Origin of the sequence: Rhodococcus sp. GXMU-t2271, from assembly GCF_041414735.1 — a bacterium.
GTDB classification, from domain to species: Bacteria; Actinomycetota; Actinomycetes; order Mycobacteriales; family Mycobacteriaceae; genus Rhodococcus; species Rhodococcus indonesiensis.
The window spans coordinates 82,340-104,429 of record NZ_JAUIZP010000024.1; the positions used below are offsets into that span (position 1 = coordinate 82,340).

Annotated in this window: 18 protein-coding genes and 2 pseudogenes; 14 read left to right on the forward strand and 6 right to left on the reverse strand. The window is 67.4% G+C overall.

The features are described from left to right. Positions 1-77: 77 nt before the first annotated feature. Positions 78-1,481 (reverse strand): C4-dicarboxylate transporter DctA, encoded by a 1,404-nt coding sequence (locus QYS60_RS09195; protein ID WP_003936733.1) that lies wholly within the window; start codon positions 1,479-1,481, stop codon positions 78-80. 191 nt (positions 1,482-1,672) lie between these two features. Here QYS60_RS09195 and QYS60_RS09200 point away from each other — a divergent pair, with 191 nt between their 5' ends. Continuing rightward, the gene (locus QYS60_RS09200) at positions 1,673-3,229 is read left to right on the forward strand and encodes a sensor histidine kinase (protein ID WP_289380699.1); all 1,557 of its coding nucleotides are present in this window, start codon (positions 1,673-1,675) and stop codon (positions 3,227-3,229) included. Continuing rightward, on the forward strand, positions 3,226-3,915 hold the full coding sequence (locus QYS60_RS09205) for a response regulator (RefSeq protein WP_371382974.1): 690 nt from the start codon (positions 3,226-3,228) through the stop codon (positions 3,913-3,915). The genes QYS60_RS09200 and QYS60_RS09205 overlap by 4 nt, the downstream gene beginning before the upstream one ends. A 91-nt stretch (positions 3,916-4,006) precedes the next feature. On the opposite strand, the gene QYS60_RS09210 is transcribed toward QYS60_RS09205, so the two are convergent. Both QYS60_RS09210 and QYS60_RS09215 read right to left on the reverse strand, forming a co-directional pair. Next, positions 4,007-6,148 (reverse strand): S9 family peptidase, encoded by a 2,142-nt coding sequence (locus tag QYS60_RS09210; protein ID WP_289380695.1) that lies wholly within the window; start codon positions 6,146-6,148, stop codon positions 4,007-4,009. Then, a complete protein-coding gene (locus QYS60_RS09215; protein WP_003936737.1) occupies positions 6,145-7,038 on the reverse strand; it encodes a phosphoribosylaminoimidazolesuccinocarboxamide synthase in 894 nt (297 codons plus the stop codon). Before QYS60_RS09215 ends, QYS60_RS09210 begins: the two co-directional genes overlap by 4 nt. Before the next feature lie 109 nt (positions 7,039-7,147). Between QYS60_RS09215 and QYS60_RS09220 the strand changes: the two genes are divergently transcribed. The 3 genes from QYS60_RS09220 to QYS60_RS09230 all read left to right on the forward strand — a co-directional run bounded on the left by QYS60_RS09220 (position 7,148) and on the right by QYS60_RS09230 (position 9,796). Next, positions 7,148-8,584, forward strand: coding sequence for an MDR family MFS transporter (locus QYS60_RS09220; protein WP_289380693.1), 1,437 nt, complete (start codon positions 7,148-7,150; stop codon positions 8,582-8,584). Between the two features lie 29 nt (positions 8,585-8,613). Then, positions 8,614-9,444 carry a siderophore-interacting protein gene (locus QYS60_RS09225; protein ID WP_210062600.1) on the forward strand — a complete coding sequence of 277 codons (831 nt, stop codon included), beginning with the start codon at positions 8,614-8,616 and terminating at the stop codon, positions 9,442-9,444. 169 nt (positions 9,445-9,613) lie between these two features. Beyond that, positions 9,614-9,796, forward strand: a complete 183-nt coding sequence (locus tag QYS60_RS09230; protein WP_289380692.1) for a hypothetical protein — start codon at positions 9,614-9,616, stop codon at positions 9,794-9,796. A 634-nt stretch (positions 9,797-10,430) separates the two neighbouring features. Here the strand turns inward: QYS60_RS09230 and QYS60_RS09235 are convergent. Continuing rightward, complete coding sequence (locus QYS60_RS09235) at positions 10,431-11,651, reverse strand: IS701 family transposase (RefSeq protein ID WP_371382975.1); 1,221 nt, start codon at positions 11,649-11,651, stop codon at positions 10,431-10,433. A gap of 364 nt (positions 11,652-12,015) precedes the next feature. Here QYS60_RS09235 and QYS60_RS09240 point away from each other — a divergent pair, with 364 nt between their 5' ends. The 8 genes and pseudogenes from QYS60_RS09240 to QYS60_RS09275 all read left to right on the forward strand — a co-directional run. Continuing rightward, on the forward strand, positions 12,016-13,410 hold the full coding sequence (locus QYS60_RS09240; protein WP_102031025.1) for an MFS transporter: 1,395 nt from the start codon (positions 12,016-12,018) through the stop codon (positions 13,408-13,410). A gap of 46 nt (positions 13,411-13,456) precedes the next feature. Beyond that, entirely contained in the window at positions 13,457-14,446 is a 990-nt protein-coding gene (locus tag QYS60_RS09245; RefSeq protein ID WP_119699447.1) for a hypothetical protein, read from the forward strand. A 12-nt stretch (positions 14,447-14,458) separates the two neighbouring features. Then, positions 14,459-15,679 (forward strand): phosphotransferase family protein, encoded by a 1,221-nt coding sequence (locus QYS60_RS09250; protein WP_119699446.1) that lies wholly within the window; start codon positions 14,459-14,461, stop codon positions 15,677-15,679. Continuing rightward, positions 15,679-16,194, forward strand: a complete 516-nt coding sequence (locus QYS60_RS09255) for a hypothetical protein (protein WP_119699445.1) — start codon at positions 15,679-15,681, stop codon at positions 16,192-16,194. The genes QYS60_RS09250 and QYS60_RS09255 overlap by 1 nt, the downstream gene beginning before the upstream one ends. A 212-nt stretch (positions 16,195-16,406) precedes the next feature. Then, positions 16,407-17,321: an LLM class flavin-dependent oxidoreductase gene (locus QYS60_RS09260; RefSeq protein WP_119699444.1), complete on the forward strand. Its 915-nt coding sequence runs from the start codon at positions 16,407-16,409 to the stop codon at positions 17,319-17,321. Between the two features lie 285 nt (positions 17,322-17,606). Further along, the gene (locus tag QYS60_RS09265; protein WP_371382976.1) at positions 17,607-19,241 is read left to right on the forward strand and encodes a PucR family transcriptional regulator; all 1,635 of its coding nucleotides are present in this window, start codon (positions 17,607-17,609) and stop codon (positions 19,239-19,241) included. Further along, positions 19,238-19,963 carry an SDR family NAD(P)-dependent oxidoreductase gene (locus QYS60_RS09270; protein ID WP_119699443.1) on the forward strand — a complete coding sequence of 242 codons (726 nt, stop codon included), beginning with the start codon at positions 19,238-19,240 and terminating at the stop codon, positions 19,961-19,963. Before QYS60_RS09265 ends, QYS60_RS09270 begins: the two co-directional genes overlap by 4 nt. An 8-nt stretch (positions 19,964-19,971) precedes the next feature. Then, positions 19,972-20,227 (forward strand): annotated as a pseudogene (locus QYS60_RS09275) (acyl-CoA dehydrogenase family protein); the annotation flags it as partial. A gap of 93 nt (positions 20,228-20,320) precedes the next feature. Here the strand turns inward: QYS60_RS09275 and QYS60_RS09280 are convergent. Continuing rightward, positions 20,321-20,872, reverse strand: a complete 552-nt coding sequence (locus QYS60_RS09280) for a TetR/AcrR family transcriptional regulator (RefSeq protein WP_371382977.1) — start codon at positions 20,870-20,872, stop codon at positions 20,321-20,323. Between the two features lie 165 nt (positions 20,873-21,037). On the opposite strand from QYS60_RS09280, the gene QYS60_RS09285 reads away from it, so the two are divergent. Beyond that, positions 21,038-21,571, forward strand: coding sequence for a thioesterase family protein (locus tag QYS60_RS09285; RefSeq protein ID WP_119699441.1), 534 nt, complete (start codon positions 21,038-21,040; stop codon positions 21,569-21,571). On the opposite strand, the pseudogene QYS60_RS09290 reads toward QYS60_RS09285, so the two are convergent. After that, positions 21,540-22,090 (reverse strand): annotated as a pseudogene (locus QYS60_RS09290) (long-chain fatty acid--CoA ligase); the annotation flags it as partial. The gene QYS60_RS09285 and the pseudogene QYS60_RS09290 overlap by 32 nt on opposite strands.

Sequence of the window (22,090 nt, forward strand, 5' to 3'; positions counted from 1 at the left end):
ACCGAATGTCACACCGGTTCGATCAGATCGAACCGGTGTGACATTCGGCCACAAGGGGTTCCGCCAGCGGGACCCCGTCAGGCGCGCGCCAGGACCTTCGCTTCCTCCTTCTCGACCACGACGGCAGGCTGCGCGGCGGCCGGGCCGTGGTCGTCGACCATGGTCTCCTCGTCGAACGGGATGCGGCCGGCGAGGACGTCGCGGACGCGACCGCGGTCGACGGTTCCGGTCCACGTTCCCACCAGCAGGGTGGCGACGGCGTTGCCGGAGAAGTTGGTGACGGCGCGCGCCTCGGACATGAACCGGTCGATGCCGACGATGAGGCCGACGCCGTCGAGCAGCTCCGGACGGTGGCTCTGCAGGCCGCCGGCGAGCGTGGCCAGGCCCGCCCCGCTCACCCCGGCCGCACCCTTCGACGCGACGATCATGAACACCAGCAGGGAGAGCTGCTCGGCCAGCGACAGCGGCGAACCGAGCGCGTCGGCGATGAACAGCGAAGCCATCGTCAGGTAGATGGCGGTGCCGTCCAGGTTGAACGAGTACCCGGTGGGCACGACGACACCGACGGTGGTGCGCTCGACCCCGACATGCTCCATCTTCGCGATGAGCCGCGGCAGCGCGGACTCGGACGAGGACGTCGCGAAGATCAGCAGGTACTCGCGGGCCAGGTACTTGACCAGCTTGAAGATCGACACCCCGGACACCATCCGCAGCAGGGAGCCGAGCACACCGAACACGAACAGCACGCAGGTGAGGTAGAACCCGATCATCAGGGTGCCGAGCTGGACGACCGCGCCGAGACCGGTCTGCCCGACCACGTTGGCGATGGCGCCGAAGGCACCGATCGGAGCGAGCCACAGGATCATCGACAGGATCTTGAACACGAGCTTCTGCACGTAGCCGATACCGCGCAGGACCGGCTCGCCGGTCTTGCCGAGGCCCTGCAGCGCGAAGCCGACCAACAGAGCGACGAACAGGGTCTGCAGCACGCTGCCCTCGGTGAGCGCCGACAGCAGCGACGTGGGGATGATCGACGCGATGAAGTCCATGGTCCCGCCCGTGGCGTGGGCCTTGTCGGCCAGCGCGGCGCCGGCGCCGGCGGTCTCCGGGGACAGGTTCAGGCCGCTGCCCGGATCGAGCAGGTTGCCCACCACCAGGCCGATGCCCAGCGCGACGGTGGACATGCCGAGGAAGTACACCATCGCCAGGCCGCCGACCTTGCCGACGCTGGCGGCAGCCCGCACCGAGCCGATGCCGAGGACGATCGTGCAGAAGATGACCGGGCTGATCATCATCTTGATGAGGTCGACGAACATCGTGCCGAGGACGCCGAACGACTTGCCGACGTCCGGGGCGAGCCAGCCGACGAGGACGCCGGCCACCACTGCCACGATGACACCGACGTAGAGCCAGTGCGTGCGGTCTCTGCGCTTGGCCGGTGGCGTGGCGCCGGGTGCCCGGGAGTCTGGTGACGTGCTCATGGCGGATCCTCTCGGATGGGCGTTTCGGGGGCTTCGTGATCGCGGTCACGTTCCTGATAGAAATGGTGGTGTCGCAGCCTCACCCGGTGAAGATTGCGTTCATTTCGTTCAGGTGATGTCGCGCTCACGAGGCGGACCCACCGGCATCCGGAAGGAGTACGCCCGTGCCGCCGACCGCGCACCGGCCGTCGATGAGCGTGGCGCGTCAGCTGCTGGTACTGCAGCTGGCCGTGCTCGCCCTGGTCATCGGCGCCGGCACCGTCCTCGTCGGGATCGACGAGCGCCGCGACAGCGACGACGCCACCCGCCGCACCGTCGTCGCAATCGCCGAATCCCTGGCCGGGTCCGACTCGACGGCGGCGGCGTTGCGCACACCGGACCCGTCGGCGGTGCTGCAACCGCGCACCGAACGCATCAGGGAGGCGACGGGCACCGATTTCATCGTCGTGATGGCGCCCGACCGGACCCGGTACACCCACACCGACCCTGCGATGATCGGTCTGCCGTTCAGCGGCAACATCGAACCGGCGCTCGCCGGCACCGTGTTCACCGAGACCTATGCCGGCTCGCTGGGCCCGTCCATCCGGGCCGTGGCGCCGATCGTCGACGACGGACAGGTCGTCGGCCTGGTCGCCGTCGGCGTCACCCGCGCGAGGGTCGCCGACCAGTTCGCCCGCGGTCTGCCCGCTCTGCTCGGTCTGTCGGCCGCAGCTCTGGCCGTCGCGACCGGCGGCGCCGTGCTCGTCAGCCGGCGCCTGCGCCGCCAGACCCTCGGACTCGCGCCGGACGAGTTGCGCCGGCTCTACGAGCACCACGACGCGGTCCTCCACGCGATCGGGGAGGGCCTGATCGTGATCGGCACCGACGAGCCCGCACGCGTGGAGGTCGTCAACGACGAGGCGCGGCGCCTGCTCGGTCTCGGCGACGGCCCGGTCACGACGGACGATCTGCCCGAGGCGCTGCGCGTGACCGGCCCGGACGCGGACGCCCGCGGCGACGTACTCCTCACCGAGGACCGCGTCCTGGTCGTCGACCGGAGTCCGGTGCAGTGGGAGGGCCGGCGGATCGCCACGGTGACGACGTTGCGGGATCGCACCGAACTACGTACGGTGCTGGGCGAACTGGACTCGGTTCGCGGTTTCGCCGACGCGCTGCGCGCGCAGGCGCACGAGTCGGCGAACCGGCTGCACACCATCGTCACGATGGTCGAACTGGGACGTCCCGAGGAGGCGGTCGCGTTCGCGACGGAGGAACTGCGCCTGTCGCAGCAGCTCATCGACCGGCTCACCGCGTCGGTGCAGGAACCGGCACTCGTCGCCCTGCTGCTGGGAAAGATCAACGACGCCGCCGAACGCGGCGTCGAACTGACCGTCACAGACGACACCGCACTGGGCTCGACCCCCCTCGGCACCCGCGACCTGGTGACACTCGTCGGCAACCTGGTGGACAACGCCATCGACGCCGCCCGGGCCGTCGACGAACCGTGGGTGGAAGTGACGATACGACAGGATGATTCGAACATGATCGTCGAAGTTGCGGACAGTGGACCGGGCATGTCGCCGGAGGTCCTCGCCCGCGCCATGACGCGGGGCTATTCCACGAAGGCAGACCACCACGGACTGGGATTGGCACTGGTCGCGCAGGTGGTGGCGCGCCACGGCGGCACCCTGCGGACCGAGCCGTCGCTGGGCTCGATGGTCGTCGCCGAGATCCCCTTGCAAACCGAGCACGCAGGCAGCGCACAGTGATTCGCGTCCTCGTCGTGGAGGACGAGTCCCGCATCGCCGACGCGCACCGCGCGTACGTCGATCGCCTGCCGCAGTTCACGGTGGTCGCCGTCGCCGACACCGGCCGGAACGCGCTGCGTGCCGTCGCCGAGGCCGCGAAGGCAGGAGAGCCCGTGGATCTGGTGCTGCTGGACATCGGACTGCCCGACATGAGCGGCCTCGACGTCGCCGCGGCGTTGAGCGGGACTCGTCCGAGCCCGGACATCATCGCTGTGACCTCCGCGCGCGACCTCGAGGTCGTCCGCACCGCCGTCGCCCGGGGTATCGTGCTCTACCTGCTCAAGCCGTTCACCTTCGCTGCCCTGAGCGACAAACTCGACCACTACCTGGCCTACCGCAAGGCGCTGGGTGAGTCCGGCGCGGCCGCCGGCCAGCACGACATCGACCGGGCGATGGCGGCGCTGCGGACCTCCGATCCGCGCGCCTCGTCCCCGAAGGGCGTCGCGCCGCACACCCTCGATGCGGTCGCCCGGTGCCTGCGGGAAGCGCCGGGGCCGCTCACGGCCGCCGAGGTGGGCAGCGCGGTGGGCGTGTCGCGAGTGACGGCGTGGCGGTACCTCGAACGCCTGGCCGACGACGGCGTCGCCGCCCGGCACACCGAGTACGGCCGCGCCGGCCGGCCGCAGATCCGCTACGCCCCGCGCTGAGCGGGCGGCCTGTGGGACCGAATGTCACATCGCGTCGATGTCATCGACGCGATGTGACATTCGGCCACCAGGCACTCGGCCACAACACCTTTCAGGGACGGTATGCGCCCGATGTCTCGAGGACCCACGCGAACTCGAAGGCCACCTCGCGCCACTTCTCGTAGCGACCGGACACGCCGCCGTGACCGGCGCTCATCTCCGTCTTGAGCAGCAGCGGCGAGTCGCCGGTCTTCGTGGCGCGCAGCTTGGCTACCCACTTGGCCGGTTCGACGTAGAGCACCCGGGTGTCGTTGAGGCTGGTGATCGCGAGGATCGCCGGGTAGTCCTTCGCCTCGACGTTCTCGTACGGGCTGTACGAGCGCATGTACTCGTACACCTCGGGGTTGTCGAGGGGGTTGCCCCACTCGTCCCACTCGATCACCGTCAGCGGCAGCGACGGGTCCAGGATCGACGTGAGCGGGTCGACGAACGGCACGTTCGCAAGGATTCCGGCGAACAACTCCGGTGCGAGATTCGCCACCGCACCCATGAGCAGTCCGCCCGCGCTGCCGCCGTCGGCGACGAGGCGGTCCGGCCGGGTCGCACCGGTGTCGATCAGGTGCCGGGCGCAGGCGACGAAGTCGGTGAAGGTGTTCTTCTTCGCCAGCGTCTTGCCGTTTTCGTACCAGTGCCGGCCCATCTCGCCACCGCCCCGCACATGGGCCACCGCGAAGACCATGCCCCGGTCGAGGAGCGACAGCCGCGCCACCGAGAAGCCGGGGTCGATGCTGGCCTCGTACGACCCGTACCCGTAGAGCAGCGCCGGCGCGTTCGCGGGCGTACCCTTGCGGGCCACGATCGACAGCGGGATGCGCGTGCCGTCCTCGGCCACCGCCCAGTCCCGGCGCTGCTCGTAGTCCGACGGATCGAAGTCACCGAGCACCGGCTGGGCCTTGCGCAGCAACAGCTCTCCGGAGTCGACGACGTAGTCGTAGACGCGGCTGGGCGTGATGAACGACGTGAACCCGAGCCGCAGCATCGGCTGGTGCCATTCCGGGTTCGCGCCCGGACCCACCGCGAACAGTTCCTCGTCGAACTCGAGTTCGGTCAGCTCGCCGTAGCCGTCGGCGGTCAGCGGCCACACCGCGAGCCGGGTCAGCGCCTCCCGCCGGTAGCCGAGCACGAGGTGCCCGGCGAACGCATCGACGTCCTCGAGGCGCACGTCGTGTCGGTGCCCGATGAGGGTGCGCAGGGCAGACGGATCGTCCACGGGCGCCTCGGCGAGAACGAAGTTCTCCGCCTTCTCGCGCGTGACCGCACCCGTCGCGTCGTCCACCATCTCGACGACGTCGTTGTGCATGACCAGGAACCGGTCCTCGCCGCCGACGACGGCATGCTCGGCGCCGTACTCGACACCCTCGCGCCGCGGCAGCAGCACGCGGAATTCGCCGGTGGGGTCCGCGGATTCGAGCACCCAGCCCTCGGTGGTGATCTTCGATCCCACCCAGATCATCAGGTACTTCTCGCTGCGGGTGGTGCCCACCGACACCCAGAACCGTTCGTCGGACTCGTGGAAGACCTCGACGTCCTCGGTGTGCGACGTTCCCAGACGGTGCCGCCACACGGTGTCCGGCCGCCAGGACTCGTCCACGGTGAGGTAGAAGATGTGGCTGTTGTCGATCGCCCACGTCGCGCCGGGTGCGGTCCCGGGGACCTCGTCGGCGAGCAGCTCACCGGTGCCGAGGTTCTTGAATCGCAGCGTGTAGCGCTCGTCGCCGACGACGTCGACCGAGTAGGCGAGCAGCGTCCCGTCGTGGCTGATCGAGAACGCACCGAGGGAGAAGAACTCGTGCCCGGCGGCCTCGACGTTGCCGTCGAGCAGCACCTGCTCGCCCGGCAGTTCCACACCCGGTGCCAGCTCCGGCGGGTTCCAGTCGTCGGGGTCGGAGACCGGGCAGCGGCACTGGATGCTGTACTGCTTGCCCTCGACGGTCCGGGCGTAGTACCACCAGTCCCCCATGCGGGTGGGTACCGACATGTCGGTTTCCTGCGTGCGGGACTTGATCTCCTCGAAGATCTTCTCCCGCAGCGGCGCCAGGTGCGCGGTCTGCTTCTCGGTCCACGCGTTCTCGGCCTCGAGGTGCGCGACTACCTCGGGGTTCTCCTTGTCGCGGAGCCACTCGTACTCGTCGACGAACGTGTGTCCGTGATGAACCCGCTCGGACGGGACCCGCTTGGCGATCGGCGCGGTCATGCGCTCGGCCCCAGCCAGTCGGAGAACGACAGACCCGAGATCCGTTCGTAGGCTTCGATGTACCGCTCACGGGTGGCATCGACGATGTGCTGCGGCAGTGGCGGCGGCGGGGTGTCGGAGGCACGGTCCCAACCGGACTCGGGACTCGTCAGCCAGTTGCGGACGAACTGCTTGTCGAAGCTGGGCTGCACCTTGCCGGGCTCGTAGCCCTCGGCGGGCCAGTACCGCGACGAATCCGGGGTGAGCACCTCGTCGGCGAGGACGAGGTTGCCACCGTCGTCGAGACCGAACTCGAACTTCGTGTCGGCCAGCAGGATGCCCTTGTCCGCCGCGTACATCGCGGCGCGGCCGTAGATATCGAGGGTGTCCTCGCGCAGCTTCACGGCGAGATCCTGGCCGACCTTGTCGACGACCTCGTCGAAGGTGATGTTCTCGTCGTGGTCGCCGATCTCGGCCTTGCTCGCCGGAGTGAAGATCGGATCCGGCAGGCGGCTGGCCTCCACGAGGCCGTCGGGCAGCGGGACGCCGCACACCGCGCCGGTCTGCCGGTAGTCGATCAGGCCCGATCCGGTGAGGTAACCGCGGGCGACGCACTCGATCGGCACCATCTTCAGCCGTTTGACGACGAGGGCGCGGCCGAGGACCTCGGCGGGGATGCGCTCGTCGTCGGGCTCAGCGGCGAGGTGATGGTTCACCTCGAGCAGGTTGAAGAAGAACACGCTCATCGCGGTGAGCACCCGGCCCTTGTCGGGAATCGGGGTGTCGAGCACGTGATCGTATGCCGAGATCCGGTCGCTGGCCACGAGGAGCAGGTGCTCGTCGTCTATGACATACAGGTCCCGGACCTTGCCGCCGGCGAGGTGGGGGTAGGACTCGAGTGATGGACGCACGGTGCCACCCTAGTGCGCCGCCCGGACCTGCACGGCACCCCCGCCCGATCCCGGGATCGTTCACTATGACAATGATCGTGACCGGAACCCCACCCCGAACAGGAGCGTGATGTCGGCGGCACCCCGGATCGACGTGGGTCTGCGCTCGGAACGCGGACCGATTCTCGCGGCCTTGATGCTCGCCACCGCGCTGGTCGCACTCGAGAGCACCGTCCTGGCCACCGCCGTCCCGACCATCGTCGCGGACCTCGGCGGCTTCACGCAGTTCCCGTGGCTGTTCTCGAGCTATCTGCTCACCCAGGCCGTGCTCGTGCCGGTCTACGGCAAGCTGTCGGACGTGTACGGGCGCAGACCCGTGCTGGTGTTCGGCATCGCGCTGTTCGCCCTGGGTTCGGCGCTGTGTGCGCTGGCGTGGAGCATGCCGGCACTGATCGCGTTCCGCGCGGTACAGGGGCTGGGTGCGGGGGCCGTGCTGCCGATGGCGCAGACCATCGCCGGCGACATCTATACCGTCGCCGAGCGCGCGAAGGCCCAGGGTTACCTCGCGAGCGTGTGGGGCATGTCGGCGATCGTCGGCCCCGCCGTGGGCGGGGTCTTCTCCGACTACGTGTCGTGGCGGTGGATCTTCTGGATCAACCTGCCGCTGTGCGCGCTGGCAGTGGCGGTGCTGCTGAAGGCGTTCACCGAGTCACGGCCGTCCGGGCCGCGGCGGCCGGTGGACCGGGCCGGTGCCGCGACCCTCGCCGCAGGCTCGGGACTGCTGATCCTGGGCCTGCTCGAGGGCGGACAGGCCTGGGCGTGGGTGTCGGCGCCGAGCGCCGGGGTGTTCGCGGCCGGTGCGACGCTGTTGCTGCTGTTCGTGTGGGTGGAGCGGCGCGCGGCGGAGCCGATCCTGCCGCCGTGGGTGTTCGCCCGTCGGGTGGTGCTGACCAGCAGCGCGGTCGCGGCCCTCGTCGGCGCCGTGGTACTGGGCCTGACCTCCTACGTGCCCGCGTTCGTGCAGGGGTCGCTGGGCACCACGGCCCTCGTGGCGGGATTCACCCTGTCGACGATGACGATCGGGTGGCCACTCGCGGCGGCGCGCTCCGGCTGGTTCTACCTGAGGATCGGATTCCGCAACACCGCGATGATCGGATCCGTCCCGGTGCTGGCCGGCACCGGTCTGCTGACGTTGCTCGACGAGCGGTCCCCGGCGTGGCAGGTCGCGGGGTGTTGCGTACTCGTCGGCCTCGGAATGGGCCTGATCGCGAGCCCGGCGCTGATCTCGGCGCAGTCGAGCGTGACGTGGGCCGAGCGTGGTGTGGTGACCGGGGCGTACTCGTTCGCCCGATCGATCGGCAGCGCCGTCGGGGTCGCGGTGTTCGGGGCACTGGCGAATTCGGCGCTGGCCGCGCACGGTGCCGCCGGATCGGGACCTCTCGAGCCGGAGCGGCTCGCCGACGCGGTGGCGCCGGTGTTCGTCGCCCTTCTCGTGGCCGCGGTGGTCCTGGCCGTGACGGCTGCCACGATGCCGAACCGGCCTGCGGAACCACCCGACCCCACTTAGGTTGGAAAGGCTCACCTAAGGTGTGAGGCATGTCGAACGAAGACGGGCTGCTGCCCAGCGTCATCGAAGTCGCGAAGGTCGAGGACATCACCCCCCGCATGCGCCGCGTCACGTTCGCCGGCCGCGGCGTCGAGGTCTACGCGAGCGACCCGACCCGGGTGCCCAACATCAAGCTGATCTTCCCGCGGGAGAACGGAGACCTCGACCTGCCGGTCAACACCGGCGGCCGGCGCCTCGAGTGGCCCGACCCCACGCTCAAGGCGCAGGTCCGCACCTACACCGTGCGGCGACTCGACCCCGCGGCCGCCGAGATGGACATCGACTTCGTCCGGCACGGTGACGAGGGCCTGGCCGGCGCCTGGGTGGAGCGGGCCCGTCCCGGCGATCGCATCGCGGCGGCCGGCGGCGGCGGGATCGTCGCACCCCCGGCCGACTGGTACCTGATCATCGGCGACGAGACGGCGCTGCCCGCGATCGGCCGCATGCTCGAACGCCTCCCCGAGGGCGCGAAGGGCACCGCCGTCGTCGAGGTCGCCGACGAGGGCGAGCACCAGGACCTGCGCTCCCCCGCCGACATCGAGATCCGCTGGGTGCACCGCGACGGCGCCGCCGCGGGCACCACCACGCACCTGGCCGACGCGGCGACCGCCGTGCCGATCCCCGACGGCGAACTGAAGCGATTCGCGTGGGTGTCGGCCGAATCGAAGACCGTGCTGCGGATGCGCAGCTACCTGCGCAACGAGGCCGGTTTCGACCGCAGGTCCACCCTTGTCATCGGCTACTGGCGCCGCGGCATGACCGAGACCGGGTACGGCCGTACCACCGACCACGACCGGGACTTCACCGAGCACGACGTCTGAGCCTGGAACCACTGCGGGTGTGACTGTGCGAGCGCGCCGTAGAACGCGAGAGCCCCTGTAGGGCATGAGAATCTGAGATTCCACACAAAGATACCGGCACCAGAACAGAGGCATCTCGGAGGTGAATGCATCTCACACCGTCACGCCCGTTTTCGATGATCCGAACCTCGTGTCGGCCGCAGGGCTTCCGGTGATGCGACTGGCCGAGACAACCGGTCTGCACGAGCTGTTCGGCCGGCATCCGAGCGTCGGTTCACCGAACCTGGCGGTCTGGTCCGCGAGCATCGTCGCGGGGATGCTCGCCGGCGCCGACAGTATCGACGACCTCGATGTTCTCCGCCACGGGCGATGACCCGACTGTTCGGCGGGGTGCGGGCGCCGTCGACGCTCGGCACCTACCTGCGGTCGTTCACCTCACCGCACGCGGGCGGTACCCCCAGGGCATGTTCAGCCGCTCGACGCCGTGGCGGTGCGCCTGACCACGCGGCTGCCGGGCTTGCTCGACGAGGCGGAGGAGATCGCGTTCGTCGATATCGACGCTCCCCCCCGAGCACTTCGTGCAGGGCGGTACCCCCACCATCGGTCAGGTCCACGGTTACGCCGAGCAAGCTGTGGCGTTCGGGTACTCCAGGGTCCGAGGACTGAACACGCAGGTCGCGGTGCTCTCGACCCCGCCTCGGCTCCGCCGCGTCGCACACGGGGCGCGGGCGCCTGCTCACCCAGGCCATCGGCTGCGCCCGCTCCGCCGAGGCGAGCGGGCAGATTTACGCGCGGGCGGACTCGGCGTACTTCTGTCACGCGTTCGTCGTCGCCGCGCAGCGGGCCGGAGCCTGGTTTTCGGTGACCGCCCGGATGAACCCGCAGATCCGGGTGGCGATCGCCTCGATCGACGAAACCACGTGGACGACGATCGACTATCCCGACGCCGTCTACGACGAGCTCGTATCGAGTCAGCCGCATCGACACACACGAGTCCATCTGCCGTTTCACCACCATGGCGCCACCGCGCTCGGTCGAGAACGAACCGGCCGTACCCGCGACAAGTCATCGACATCGCGGGCCGCGTTCTTCCCGCGCCGGATCAACAGGTACGCCGCCGCAACCATCGACAACGTGACGTGTCGGTACCACGCCCGGTACACACGTACCTGGTAGTCCCCGAGGCCGGCTTCTTCCCGGACGGCTCGGAGACACTCCTCGATTGCCCGTCGCCCCTCGGCGACTCGGGCGAGTTCGGACAGGATGCAGCCGGCCGGGCCGAAGCACAGGTAGTAGGTGACGTCGGACGGATCGGTGATCGACCGTCCGGCAAGCAGCCAGTTCGCATACTGTCGTCCCGACCTGTGAAGGTCTACCCCGGCCCAGTCTCGGACACGATGCCCCATCATATCGTCACCGTGACTGAGACGGTGCCACACCGTTTCCGACAATTCGTCAATCACCTCGCCGGCGGTGCAGACCCGCAGGTGTGCCGTGGTCACCCGGCAGTCGCCCGGAATCTCGAGGACATGGGGGACGCTCCACTCCTCCAGCAATCTCCGCAGATTCTCCGACCGCCCATAGAGGACGCCGGCCGTGACCCAAGCGAACGGCACATCTGCATCGAGAGCTCGGCCGAGCATTGTCTCGGCCAGATCAGCGGGGCTCCGGTACCCCACCGAGTCATCGATGCCGGCCGCATGGCACCGGTCCCGATCGTCCATCCACTCTTTTGGCAGGTACAGCTCCCGGTCGATCAGGCCCCAACCTCTCTCGGATGCGTACGCCAGGAATATCCCGGTCTGCGCGTTTTCGGCCCTCCCCGCGTCCGATACCCAGGGCCCCACCCCAGCAGACCGGTCACCTCGCTTCGGGAAACATTGGTCACCGACAATCAGCAGGCCCCGCCAGACATCACCGACCACCTGGACCACCAGGTCACGCACATCGTCGCGCACGCCATTCTCATCCCACGATGCTGTATTCAACAACCGTTGCATACCCTCCGGGCCGGTCTCGCCCGCCGCCTCCGCCAGGGTCCAGCCGTTCTTGCGCTCGACACCGCCCAAGAGTCCGTGGACGTAAGCCGACATCCGCCGGCGCGGTTCGACACGGGGGAATCGATGTGCGAACCGGGCGCAGAAGACCGCGAATGCGGACGCAGGCGATCGCCCCTCCCCACCGTCGACCCCGTCAACCGAGTGCGTGCGATCCGATTCGTTGGTCACGATCTGTCGTTGTAGAGCATCCCAGTCGGCGCGAGAACACTCGACCGCTACAGGAGATGTGGACCACTCCTGAGTACTGATGGTGGCTTCGGCGGCCCAAAACGCCCTCGTCTGCTCCGCGGATCCTGCGTTATCCGCCCCCTCACGGACAATGCCACGGGACGCGCTTTACCGTATCCGTCGTTGAACAGCAAGTATATTGCCGAACCACGCTGTCGACCCCCACAGCCTGCTCGTGTCCCGGAGTACCGGATGGGGCGGACATGTCGTTGTTCTGCCGTTCCGGCCCTTCTTATCGTTCGCGGTGACGTCGTCACCTCCGCTGGGGCCTCCCCCTCCGCGATCAACACCTCAGAAGGTTCAGATGACCATGGACAACCACCGCCGGCGGAACACCGCCGCACAACCGAGCGATTCCGAGCCCCAGAGTCCGGAATCCACCATCTCGCGGAAGATCTCGTTCCGGATCGTTCCGATGTTGTTTCTCGCTGCACTGCTCAGTTACGTGGACCGCACGAATATCGGCGTAGCCAAGCTCGAGATGCAGGCCGATCTCGCCCTGTCCGAGGCTGCCTTCGGTCTCGGCGCCGGAATCTTCTTCATCGCGTACGTACTCTTCGAGGTCCCGAGCAACATAGCACTTCACCGAGTCGGCGCCCGAGTCTGGATTGCTCGCATCATGGTGACGTGGGGCCTGGTGACTGCCTTGATGTCACTGGTCGACAACGTCTGGATGTTCTACGGCATGCGGTTCCTCCTGGGTGCCGCGGAAGCGGGCCTGCTCCCCGGCGTGGTGTACTACCTCACCCGATGGGTTCCGTCGGCGAACCGCGGGCGAATCCTCGGACTGTTCTTCCTTGCCATCCCCGTCGCCTCGGCCATCGGCGCCCCTCTGACCAGCACCCTCATGTCGTTCCACCCCTGGGGCCTTCACGGATGGCAATTCATGTTCATCGCCGAAGGACTACCGTGCCTGCTCCTTGCCGCGGTCATCCTCAAGTTCCTCCCGAACGAGCCGAGCGATGCGCGATGGCTCGATGCTTCGGAAGCGCAATGGATCACCGACACAATTCACCGGGAAAACTCCGACATCGCCGGGGATAAAGCCGGTCACTCCTCGTGGACGGACGGATTGAAGAATGGCCGCGTGCTCGCGCTGTCGGCCGTGTACTTCTCGATGGTCGTACCGATCTATCTCATGGGGTTCTTCCTCCCCTCGATCATCAAAGAGATGACCGGCGGCACCGTCGGCACAACCGGCATCGGCTACATCGCTGCAGTACCGTACATCTTCACCGGAATCGCCATGGTCGCGATCTCCCGCAGTTCGGACCGAACTCAGGAACGAATGTGGCACTTCGCTGTTCCCACGTTGATCGGCGCATGCGGGTGGGTGGTCGCCGCCGCCACCGTATCCTCGAGCCCATTCGTCGCCGCCGTCGCGATCTGCATCGGCACAGTCGGCGCGATGGCCACCATTCCGACGTTCTGGACCACCGCCCCGAAAGTCGTTTCCGGTGCGGCCGCCGCATCCGGAATCGCGTTGATCAGCAGTATCGGAAACATCGGCGGATTCGTCTCCCCATACATGTTCGGCATCATCCGCGACGCGTTCCCCGGCGAGGCCGGCAACAGCCTCTCCTTTCTCGTCGGTGCAATCGTCCTCGGGATCGGGGGCCTGCTCATGATCGCCCTGTCCAAGACCCTCCCGACAACCACACCGAAGAGCACGAAAACTGCCCAACTTCAGCATGACTGACATCGACGACCCATCAGTCCCACCGAATTCCACCGCGAGGAAACCTATGATCAACTACACCGACACCGAATTCCACCCCCGCGACCTCACCGACCGGACCTGGACCGAAACCACCGTCCTGATCATCTCCGTCCCCGAAGCAGGAATCCTGGGCAACGCCTATGTGCTGGCCCGCCCCAACCTCGGCGTCACCCTCTCCTCGGTCATCCTGGGCCAAGGATTCTGCCGCCAACCCTACGAGGTCGACTTCACCGATCCCCAAATGCACCTACCGTGCCCCGAATCGTTCAGCAACTATTCCCTAGAGAACGGATTGACCGTCTCCTCGGACGGTCCGCGCAACTACCGAATGCAATACAAGAACGCCCTCGGCGCAGCAAGCTTCGACCTCACCTTCGAAGGACTGCACGACCCGTTCGACCCTCACGACCCGGACCAGAACCCGCTACTCGAAATCGATCGGGCCACGTCGAACGACTCCCGCAAGGGCGACGAATGGGAGAACGGCCACTTCGAAGTCAAAGGCCGCATCCGCGGTGAGCTGGAACTGCGGGGCAAGACTTACCAGGTTGAATCCTACGAGGGAATGGACCACAGTTGGGGACCACGCTCGGAAATCGGCACCCGCTCGGTCTCGTGGGTATCGATCAACTTCGGTGAGGAATTCGCCATGCACATGGCCGTCCCGATGAGGATCGAGCGAGGCCAGGTCTTCTACGACAAGATCCGCTTCGGCTACGTCGTCGACCACGGCGAAGTCCACGGCCTGGTCGACGGGACGATTCGAGCCGAGCGCGTCGACATGCTCGCGTTCAGCAACCACGTCACCGCCACCGACGTCCGCGGCAAGAAGCACGAGTTCTTCGGCAGCGCGATCGCGGGCCACCCGTGGTACACGTTCAACCCGTCCCATGTCTGCTATCAGTCGCTGTTCCGATACGAGCGTGGCACCGCCGTCGGCTACGGCGAGATGGGTGACATCTTCGGCCTGGACTATCTGGCCGAGCGGATGTCCCGCCACGGCCGGGAGAAGTAGGAGCCATCACGAATGACCAGCGCAATCCTGCCCCTGTCCGACCGGGACTGGGCCGACGACCCGACCGACGCCCACATCGAACATCTCCGCGCGCTGTACCCGACCGAGCCCGAAGTGGACCGGACACTGACCCGCAAGTTGAAGCGCCGCGCGCTCGGACCGTACCGGCGGATGGGCCTCGACGAGTTCGTCCGGTGTGTCGAGTCCTTCCTCTCCGCCCGCATCGACGCTCCCTTCCGAGTGTCGGACGCACGATGGTTCACCGGCGGTGTGTCCAAGGTGCAAATGGGATTCACTCTGCACCGCAAACATTCCGGGTCCTGGGTGAGTGAGCGGATGGTGGTCCGGATGGATCCTGCCGAAGGGTCGAATGCCACCAGCCGCCTCCGTGAGTTCGAGCTCGTCGGTGCCGTGCAGGGCACGGTCCCCGTCCCGCGTCCACACTTCATCGACGTCGATGGGGAGTTCTTCCCCGAACCCGCCTTGATCTACTCCTATGTCTCCGGGGTCACCAAACCGTCGGCGACCACCACCGGGAAGATCAGCGGACTGGGCACGAACTTCGGCACCGGCACCCGCGAAGCACTCGCCGACCAGTTCTTGTCCTATCTTGCTGCCCTGCATACCTTTGATCTGTCCGCAGCGACGTTCACCAGCCTCACCCGACCCCGGATCGGGACCGTCGACGCGGCGCTGTGGCTGCTCAACCAAGCTCGGCGCACATGGGAGGAGGACCGGGCGGGGGACCTGCCGCTGATGGACGTGGCCGAACAGTGGATGCGTCACCACCTGCCCGTGCTCGACCACGTCGGGATCGTCCACGGTGACTACCGCAGCGGTAACTTCCTCTACGACGAATCCACCCTCGAAATCACGGCCTGGCTCGACTGGGAACGCGGCCATCTCGGTGACCGGCACCGAGATCTCGCGTGGACCACGCAGTCGACCTTCGGCCACTATGACGAGGACGGCCGCTACCTGGTATGTGGCCTGATCCCCGAAGATGACTTCTACCGACGTTACGAGCAGGCCACCGGACTGGCCGTGGACCCGGAGAAGATCACCTTCTACAAGATTCTCAATGCCTATCAGATCGTGGTCTCTACCCTGGCCTCGGCGCACCGGGTCGCCAAGTTGGGCAAGTCACATCAAGACGTCGTGCTGTGCCGGGTCAAGGGCATGGCTGCGGTCGCAGCCGACGAGCTGAACACTCTGCTGAGCGAGGTGCTGTAATGGATCACTCGCGCAACACTCTCGGAGCTCTGCGCAAATCACTGCTCGACGCCGTTGCTCCAGCGGTGGACCAGTCCGACCCCCTCGCTGCCGAGCAACTCCCCCTCGTCGTCGACTACCTGGAATTCCTGTGTACGCGGATCTACCGGATTCACGAACGGTCCCGATTCGAACTCGGCGAGTATCTCCGAATGGCCGAGGGCCTGCTGGCACGGCTACCCCGGTCGGCGACCGCGGCGACCGGAACCCTCGCCAAATACATCGACGCCGGCAGGACCGCACGCGAGTCCGCGTCCACGGGCACCACTGAGCTCATGCAGTGGGGCGCTGCTCTTGCCACCACGGTGAGCACAGTCGTGCAAGACGAGTCACTTCCGGACGACGTCCGTCGAGCACTGGGCCGGTGGGTCGTCGAATCCTCCCGTCCGCTCCTTGCCTTCCAGCGGTCCTGGTACGCCCCGTTCGGATTCGAGGCCGACCGTGGTCGGCTCCGGAGCATCGACGAATATCTGTAGCAAGATCCGGTACAAGCCTGCCCAAGGTGACGACCTGGGCTCGTCATTCGCGATGTGACGAGCCCAGGTCCCGCCGTACGACGGCGCCTACTTCGTGCCTCGGGCCCCGATCCGCAACGGCGATGTGGCTGTCACTTCTGCCCGTCCCGAGGGCACTTGCCAGAACCCTTCTTTGGACTTATGGTCAGTCCATTGCTATTGAAAGGGGCGGTATGGTGGTCCGCGTCGGTTTGTCGGTCACAGATTCTCTGCTGGTCCCGGACCCGCTCGCACGGCGGCGACTGCTCGCATCCGCCGCCGATGCCGGGTTGGACCACATCACGGTGGGTGACCACATCAGTTTCCACGGCGGTACCGGCTTCGACGGGATGGTCTCCGCCACCTCAGTGCTTGCCGCCCACGACACACTCTCGGTCGTCATCGGAGTCTATCTACTGGGACTCCGTCACCCGATGCTCGCAGCGCGCCAGATCTCGACCATCGCACAGCTCGCCCCGGGCCGATTGGTTCTCGGCGCGGGAGTCGGCGGCGAGGACCGCTCCGAGATCTCCAACTCCGGGGTGGACCCCCGTACCCGGGGTCGCCGCTTGGACGAAACACTCGAGGTCCTCCGAGCGTTGATGTCCGGCGACGAGGTCACTCACACCGGAGAGTTCTTCACCCTGGACCGGGCCCGGATTTTGCCCGCGCCCCAACCGGCCGTGCCGATCGTCATCGGTGGCCGAGGCGACGCCGCGATCCGCCGAACCGCGAAGTACGGCGACGGATGGCTCGCCATCTTTTCGACCCCTCGCCGATTCGGCGAAACCCGCACCGCGATTCTCGAGGCCGCCGCCCGGGAGAACCGCACCCTGAGCACCTTCGGTGTCAACGTCTGGTGCGGTCTCGACGACGATGCCGCCACGGCCGATCGGCTGGTGGGCGAGCAGATGCAGGCGCTCTACCGCCTGCCACGGGACAAGTTCCGGCATCTGGCACCGGCCGGCACACCCGAACAGGTGGCGGAGTGGCTGCGCACGTTCGTCGACGCAGGAGCCGACACCATCACGCTCATCCCGGCCGCCGCCTCGATGGAGGCGTCCGTCGAACACGCCGCCGCCGTGCGGAAGCTGCTCGTCGAGAGCTGATCGCACTGCACCTCGGGATCCGATTCCGCACACACCGGCCTCCCAGCGCAGCTCGTCGGCGAAGCCGACCAGGACGACAAGGAGACGAGCGCCATGCCCCCGCCTCTGCCGGCCTCAGCTGCCCCCCTCCGGCTGCTCAGCGGGTTGCTTGCCCAGGCGGCCACGCACGCCGGCTTCGCGTCCGCCGGCGTGCTCGTCGCAGACGACTCCCGCGGCGTACTCCTTCCCCTTCCCGGCACCAGATCCGCGTCGACACCGCACCGCGTTCGCTCGGACTGCCCACTCGTGCGTCGAGCACTGAACTCCTCCGACGCTGTCCACGCCTCGGGCCGATCGCTGTCCGGAACCGACCTCGACGGCCCCGGCATCGCCCGGGTGGGTCTACTACGCTTGTCGGACGACGGTGAAGCACCCGCTCGCCTCCTCGTCCTGACCGATGCCGATCCCACAGCCGAGTTCACAGGCCGGCAGAGAACTACTCTCCTCACGGTCCGCACACTGCTCGACGACGCCGCCACCACCGTCCTCGCCACGGAGGAACACCATCGGCGGTGGCGGGACCTCGAGCAGAGCCGGCAACTGGCCGCCGAGCGAACCCTGGTCGACGAACATCTCGACGACGCCGTCACCGCGGTCGATTGCATGTCTGCAATCGTGCGCGCCTGTTCCACACTCGCCGGCAAGACCGTGCTGCTGTTCGACCGACGCGGCCGCACCATCGCCGCCGCGACCCCCGACACGGCCGGCCACGTCGCCGCACCGGCGTTGACGGACATCCTCCGCGCACACAGCGCCGGGACAGCCACCGCCCCCGACCCCGTCGTACTTGCAGCCGGCCCCACCACCGGATTGACCCGCCGCAAGATCCTCACCCCTGTCATCGAACGCGGCGAACACTTCGGATGGCTCGTGATCGACGAACACCCGTCACCACTGAGCCCGACGGACGAGTACGCCGCAGCCCGCAGCGCCCGCCGCATCGGCGCCCAGTTCCTCGTCCAACGCCGCATAGCGCGGGTCGCCTGGAACGCAAGGTCCTCCCTCACCCGTCAACTCGTACGCGGTACCGGAGCACTGGACGATCTGGCAGCCGGCGGCGAGTACCTCGGAGTGAACATCCACGCACAGCGTGTACTGGTGTACGTTCTGGCTTCCCATCACGACCTCGCCCATTCGGAGCGCGTGCTCGCCGAGTGGATGGAACGAGATCTCGGCGTCGAAGTCCTGTCCACCCGGGGATCGGAAGGCATCCTGCTCTTGGTCGAAGCCAGCGAGAATGTCGGCGCCGTCGCGACCGTCGCCAAGGTCAAGGATGCCTTGGCGCGCGCTGCGAACGCACTGTTCCGGGCGCAGGAGTTCATCGCCGGGGTGTCCTCCGTCAGCGAGCCCCCAGCGCTGGCCCGCGCATACCGTGAGGCGCGCGAGGTCGTGCTCTGCATCGACCGATTCACCGGGCGTTCGTTCCACCGCATCCTTGCCGTCGACGACTTGGGACCAGCACGCCTGTTCCTCGCCCACGGCGAGATCTCGGCGGTGCGGCACTTCGTCGACGACGTACTGGGACCACTTCTGCGCGGAGCACCCGGAACGGTCGATCTGCTCCGCACACTGCAGTGCTGGTTCGACACGGCACGCAACGTACGGGGTTCGGCACAGCGACTCGGCGTTCACGAGAACACGGTGCGCCTGCGGCTGGCACGCGTCCACGCACTCACCGGACTCGACGTCGCCGGCGACGCATCCGACCAATTGAGCGTCCAGACTGCGCTGCTCGTCCTCCGCCTCCAAGGCCACCCCGTGCTCGATACCCACGCGGGCAACGGAATCACCGCGGAAGCGGATACCGAACCCGAAGGGGCACAACCGCACGACCGGGCCGCGACCGGCGGTGGCCCGGCAAAGGAACGGAGACCGGCATGACCGACCGACATCGACTCAAAGCGCTCGTCACCGGCGCCGCCCGCGAAGGCAGCATCGGCAAGGCGATCGTCGCTCGTCTGGAGTCCGACGGAATGGACGTCGTGACCCTCGATCGAGAACCCGGCTGCACCTTCCAGGCGGACATCGCCGCGGGCGAGTTGCCGGAGCTCGACGACATCGACGTCTACGTGGCGAACGCCGGACTCACCACCGTGTTCGGTGCCGCACACAGTATGTCGCTGCAGAAATGGTGCAAGGACCTGGATGTCAACCTCACCGGAACCTTCCGGGTCCTGCAGCGCTGCCTGCCGGGGATGCGCGAGCGCCGATTCGGCCGGGTCGTCGTCATCTCCAGCACGGCCGGCACCCTCGGCATGCCTGCCCAGATCTCCTACAGCACGTCGAAAGCCGGACTCCTGGGATTGACGAAGACCGTTGCCGCCGAAAATGTTCGGTTCGGCATCACCGCGAACGCCGTGTTGCCCGGCATGACCGCCAGTTCCGGAATCCTGTCCATGCCCCAGGACATCCAGGACGCATGGCTGGCATCCCTGCCCAACGGATTCGTCGACCCCGACGACATCGCCGACGCGGTGTCGTTCTTCGCCTCCCCGACCGCCCGCAGCGTCACAGGACAGCTGCTCACCGTCGACGCCGGCGACGGCCTCAACACCCGCTCGGTCACCTCCTCGGTCACCACGTCCACAAAAGCGCAGAGCTGATGCGCACCTACGCCAAGAAGCGTGTGGTGTTCGACAAACCCCTGCACGAGCATCCGGGCATCCCATGGCAGCTCGTGGAGTTGCACACCGACGCCGAGCTGAGCCGACCGGGCGATCCAGATCCACGGGGGCGTCGGCTATACCCGGCAGTTCGAGCACATCTACCGGCGCCATCGGCGCTACCACATCACCGAGGGCACCGACGAACTGCAGTTGCGCCGTATCGCCGCCAGGATGTTCGACTTCGGTGCGCGCCGCTCCTGAGCGCCACGGCATCGTGTCGGCTCGGATCCCGTGCGCTCGATCCGCACGGGATCCGACCGGCGAGCAGCGGTCCGCGGATACCGCCGGCGGCGGTCAGCTGCGGAAGGCGTCGAGTCCCTCGTTGGTGAGACGGACGATCAGCTCGGCCAGTCCGGGGGTACGGCTGACCTTGTTCGGCCAGTAGGCGATCGAGAAGATCGTGCCCAGACAGGTCTGGGTCGCCACGGCAACCTCCGCCGGCGTCGCTGTGGGGAGGCACCGGGCCACCGCAGTTTCCCAACAACCGACGTAGAGCTTGCGCCGGCGGTTGACCTTGCGACGCCAGGGGTCCACCAGTGACCGGTCCTCCCGCTGGGTCACATTGACCAGGTGCCGGTGCCGGACCGCGAACTCGACATGATGGCGGACCAGACGCTCGAAGTCGGTGTCGGCATCCTCCTCCACGGGCTGCGCGGCGCGGATCAACTCGTCCATCGCCTCGTCGAACAAGGTGGCCAGAATTTCGTCCTTGCCGGAGAAGTGCCGGTAGATCGCCGGCCCGGTGAGCCCGGCGCGAGCACCCAGTTCGTCGACGCTTGTACCGTGGAATCCCTTTTCGTAGAACAGTTCCGCGGCGATATCGAGAATCTTCCGGCTCCTGTCCACTCGGCGAGTTTAGCACGAGGTGTGAACGATCGTTATACTGCGGGAACGCTGTCGGCCATGCGGCGCCGACCCGAGCGGCCGGAACGGTGCTGCCGACAGACGTGCCGAGGAGAGTTCGCTGCGCCGGCAGCCGATTCCTTTCACAATGCGCCCGTCAGGAGACCCATGACCGCCACCGTCACGCTGCCCACCTACGACCAGGTCGTTCGTCTTCCCCGCGAGTTCGGCCCGCTGGTCGTGCCACCGGAATTCGAGGACGCAAACGGTCACATGAACATCCGGCACTACCTGGACCTGGGAGCCGAAGCCATCGACACCGCATTCCGCCGGATCGGCCTCACCGACGACTACCGAGCAACACGCAAACAGGGCTTCTTCACCGCCGAACATCACCTGAAGTACTACACGGAAGTGCACGTCGGCCACCAGATCTCGGCCTACTTCCGGATCGTCGAACGCTCCGACAAGATCATCCACGGCATGGCTCTGCTCGTCGACGACACGACCGAGATGCTCGCGAACACGCTCGAGGTCGTCGCACCCCATGTCGACCTCACCACCCGGCGAGTCGTTGCGTTCGCCTCGGACATCGCCGAGGCGGTCGATCGGGAACTCGCCGTAACCGAGCAGGTCGGCTGGCCGGCGCCGGTGTGCGGGGTGATGGGGATCAGGTCGCGGCGCGATGGAGCCGGTCGATGACCGGCGCGTACTTGTCCGCGATCACACTCCGGCGCCGCTTCATCGTGGCCGTGACCTCGTCGCCGCCGGGCCGCCACTGGTGATCGAGCAGCGTCCACGCGCGCACGGTCTCCGGGCCGGCCAGCCGCTCGTTCGCCGCAGCGATCGCCCGGTCGGTCTCCGCTCGCACCGCCGGGTGCCGGACGAGGTCGCCGATGTCCCCGGACAGGCCGTGTGCGGCGGCGAGTGCATGTAGCTGCTCGTGCTCGGGGACCAACAGCGCCGGGACGTACCGGCGGCCTCGGCGGCCGCGACGACCATGATCGAGCAGCCGGGTCTGTTCTTTGTTTGCGTTCTCCACGAGGGTGGGGACGACGTTCTTTCCCGGCGCGGTGATCAGGATGTCCTTCTTGCGCCCCACCAGCCGTAGGTACCCGTCCGCGTCGATCTCCCCGAGATCCGCGGTGCGCAACCAGCCGTCGGCGTCGAAGGCGTGGGGGGTGTCCCTATGTTTGCTGTCAAGCCGCTGCAGCAGCGGGG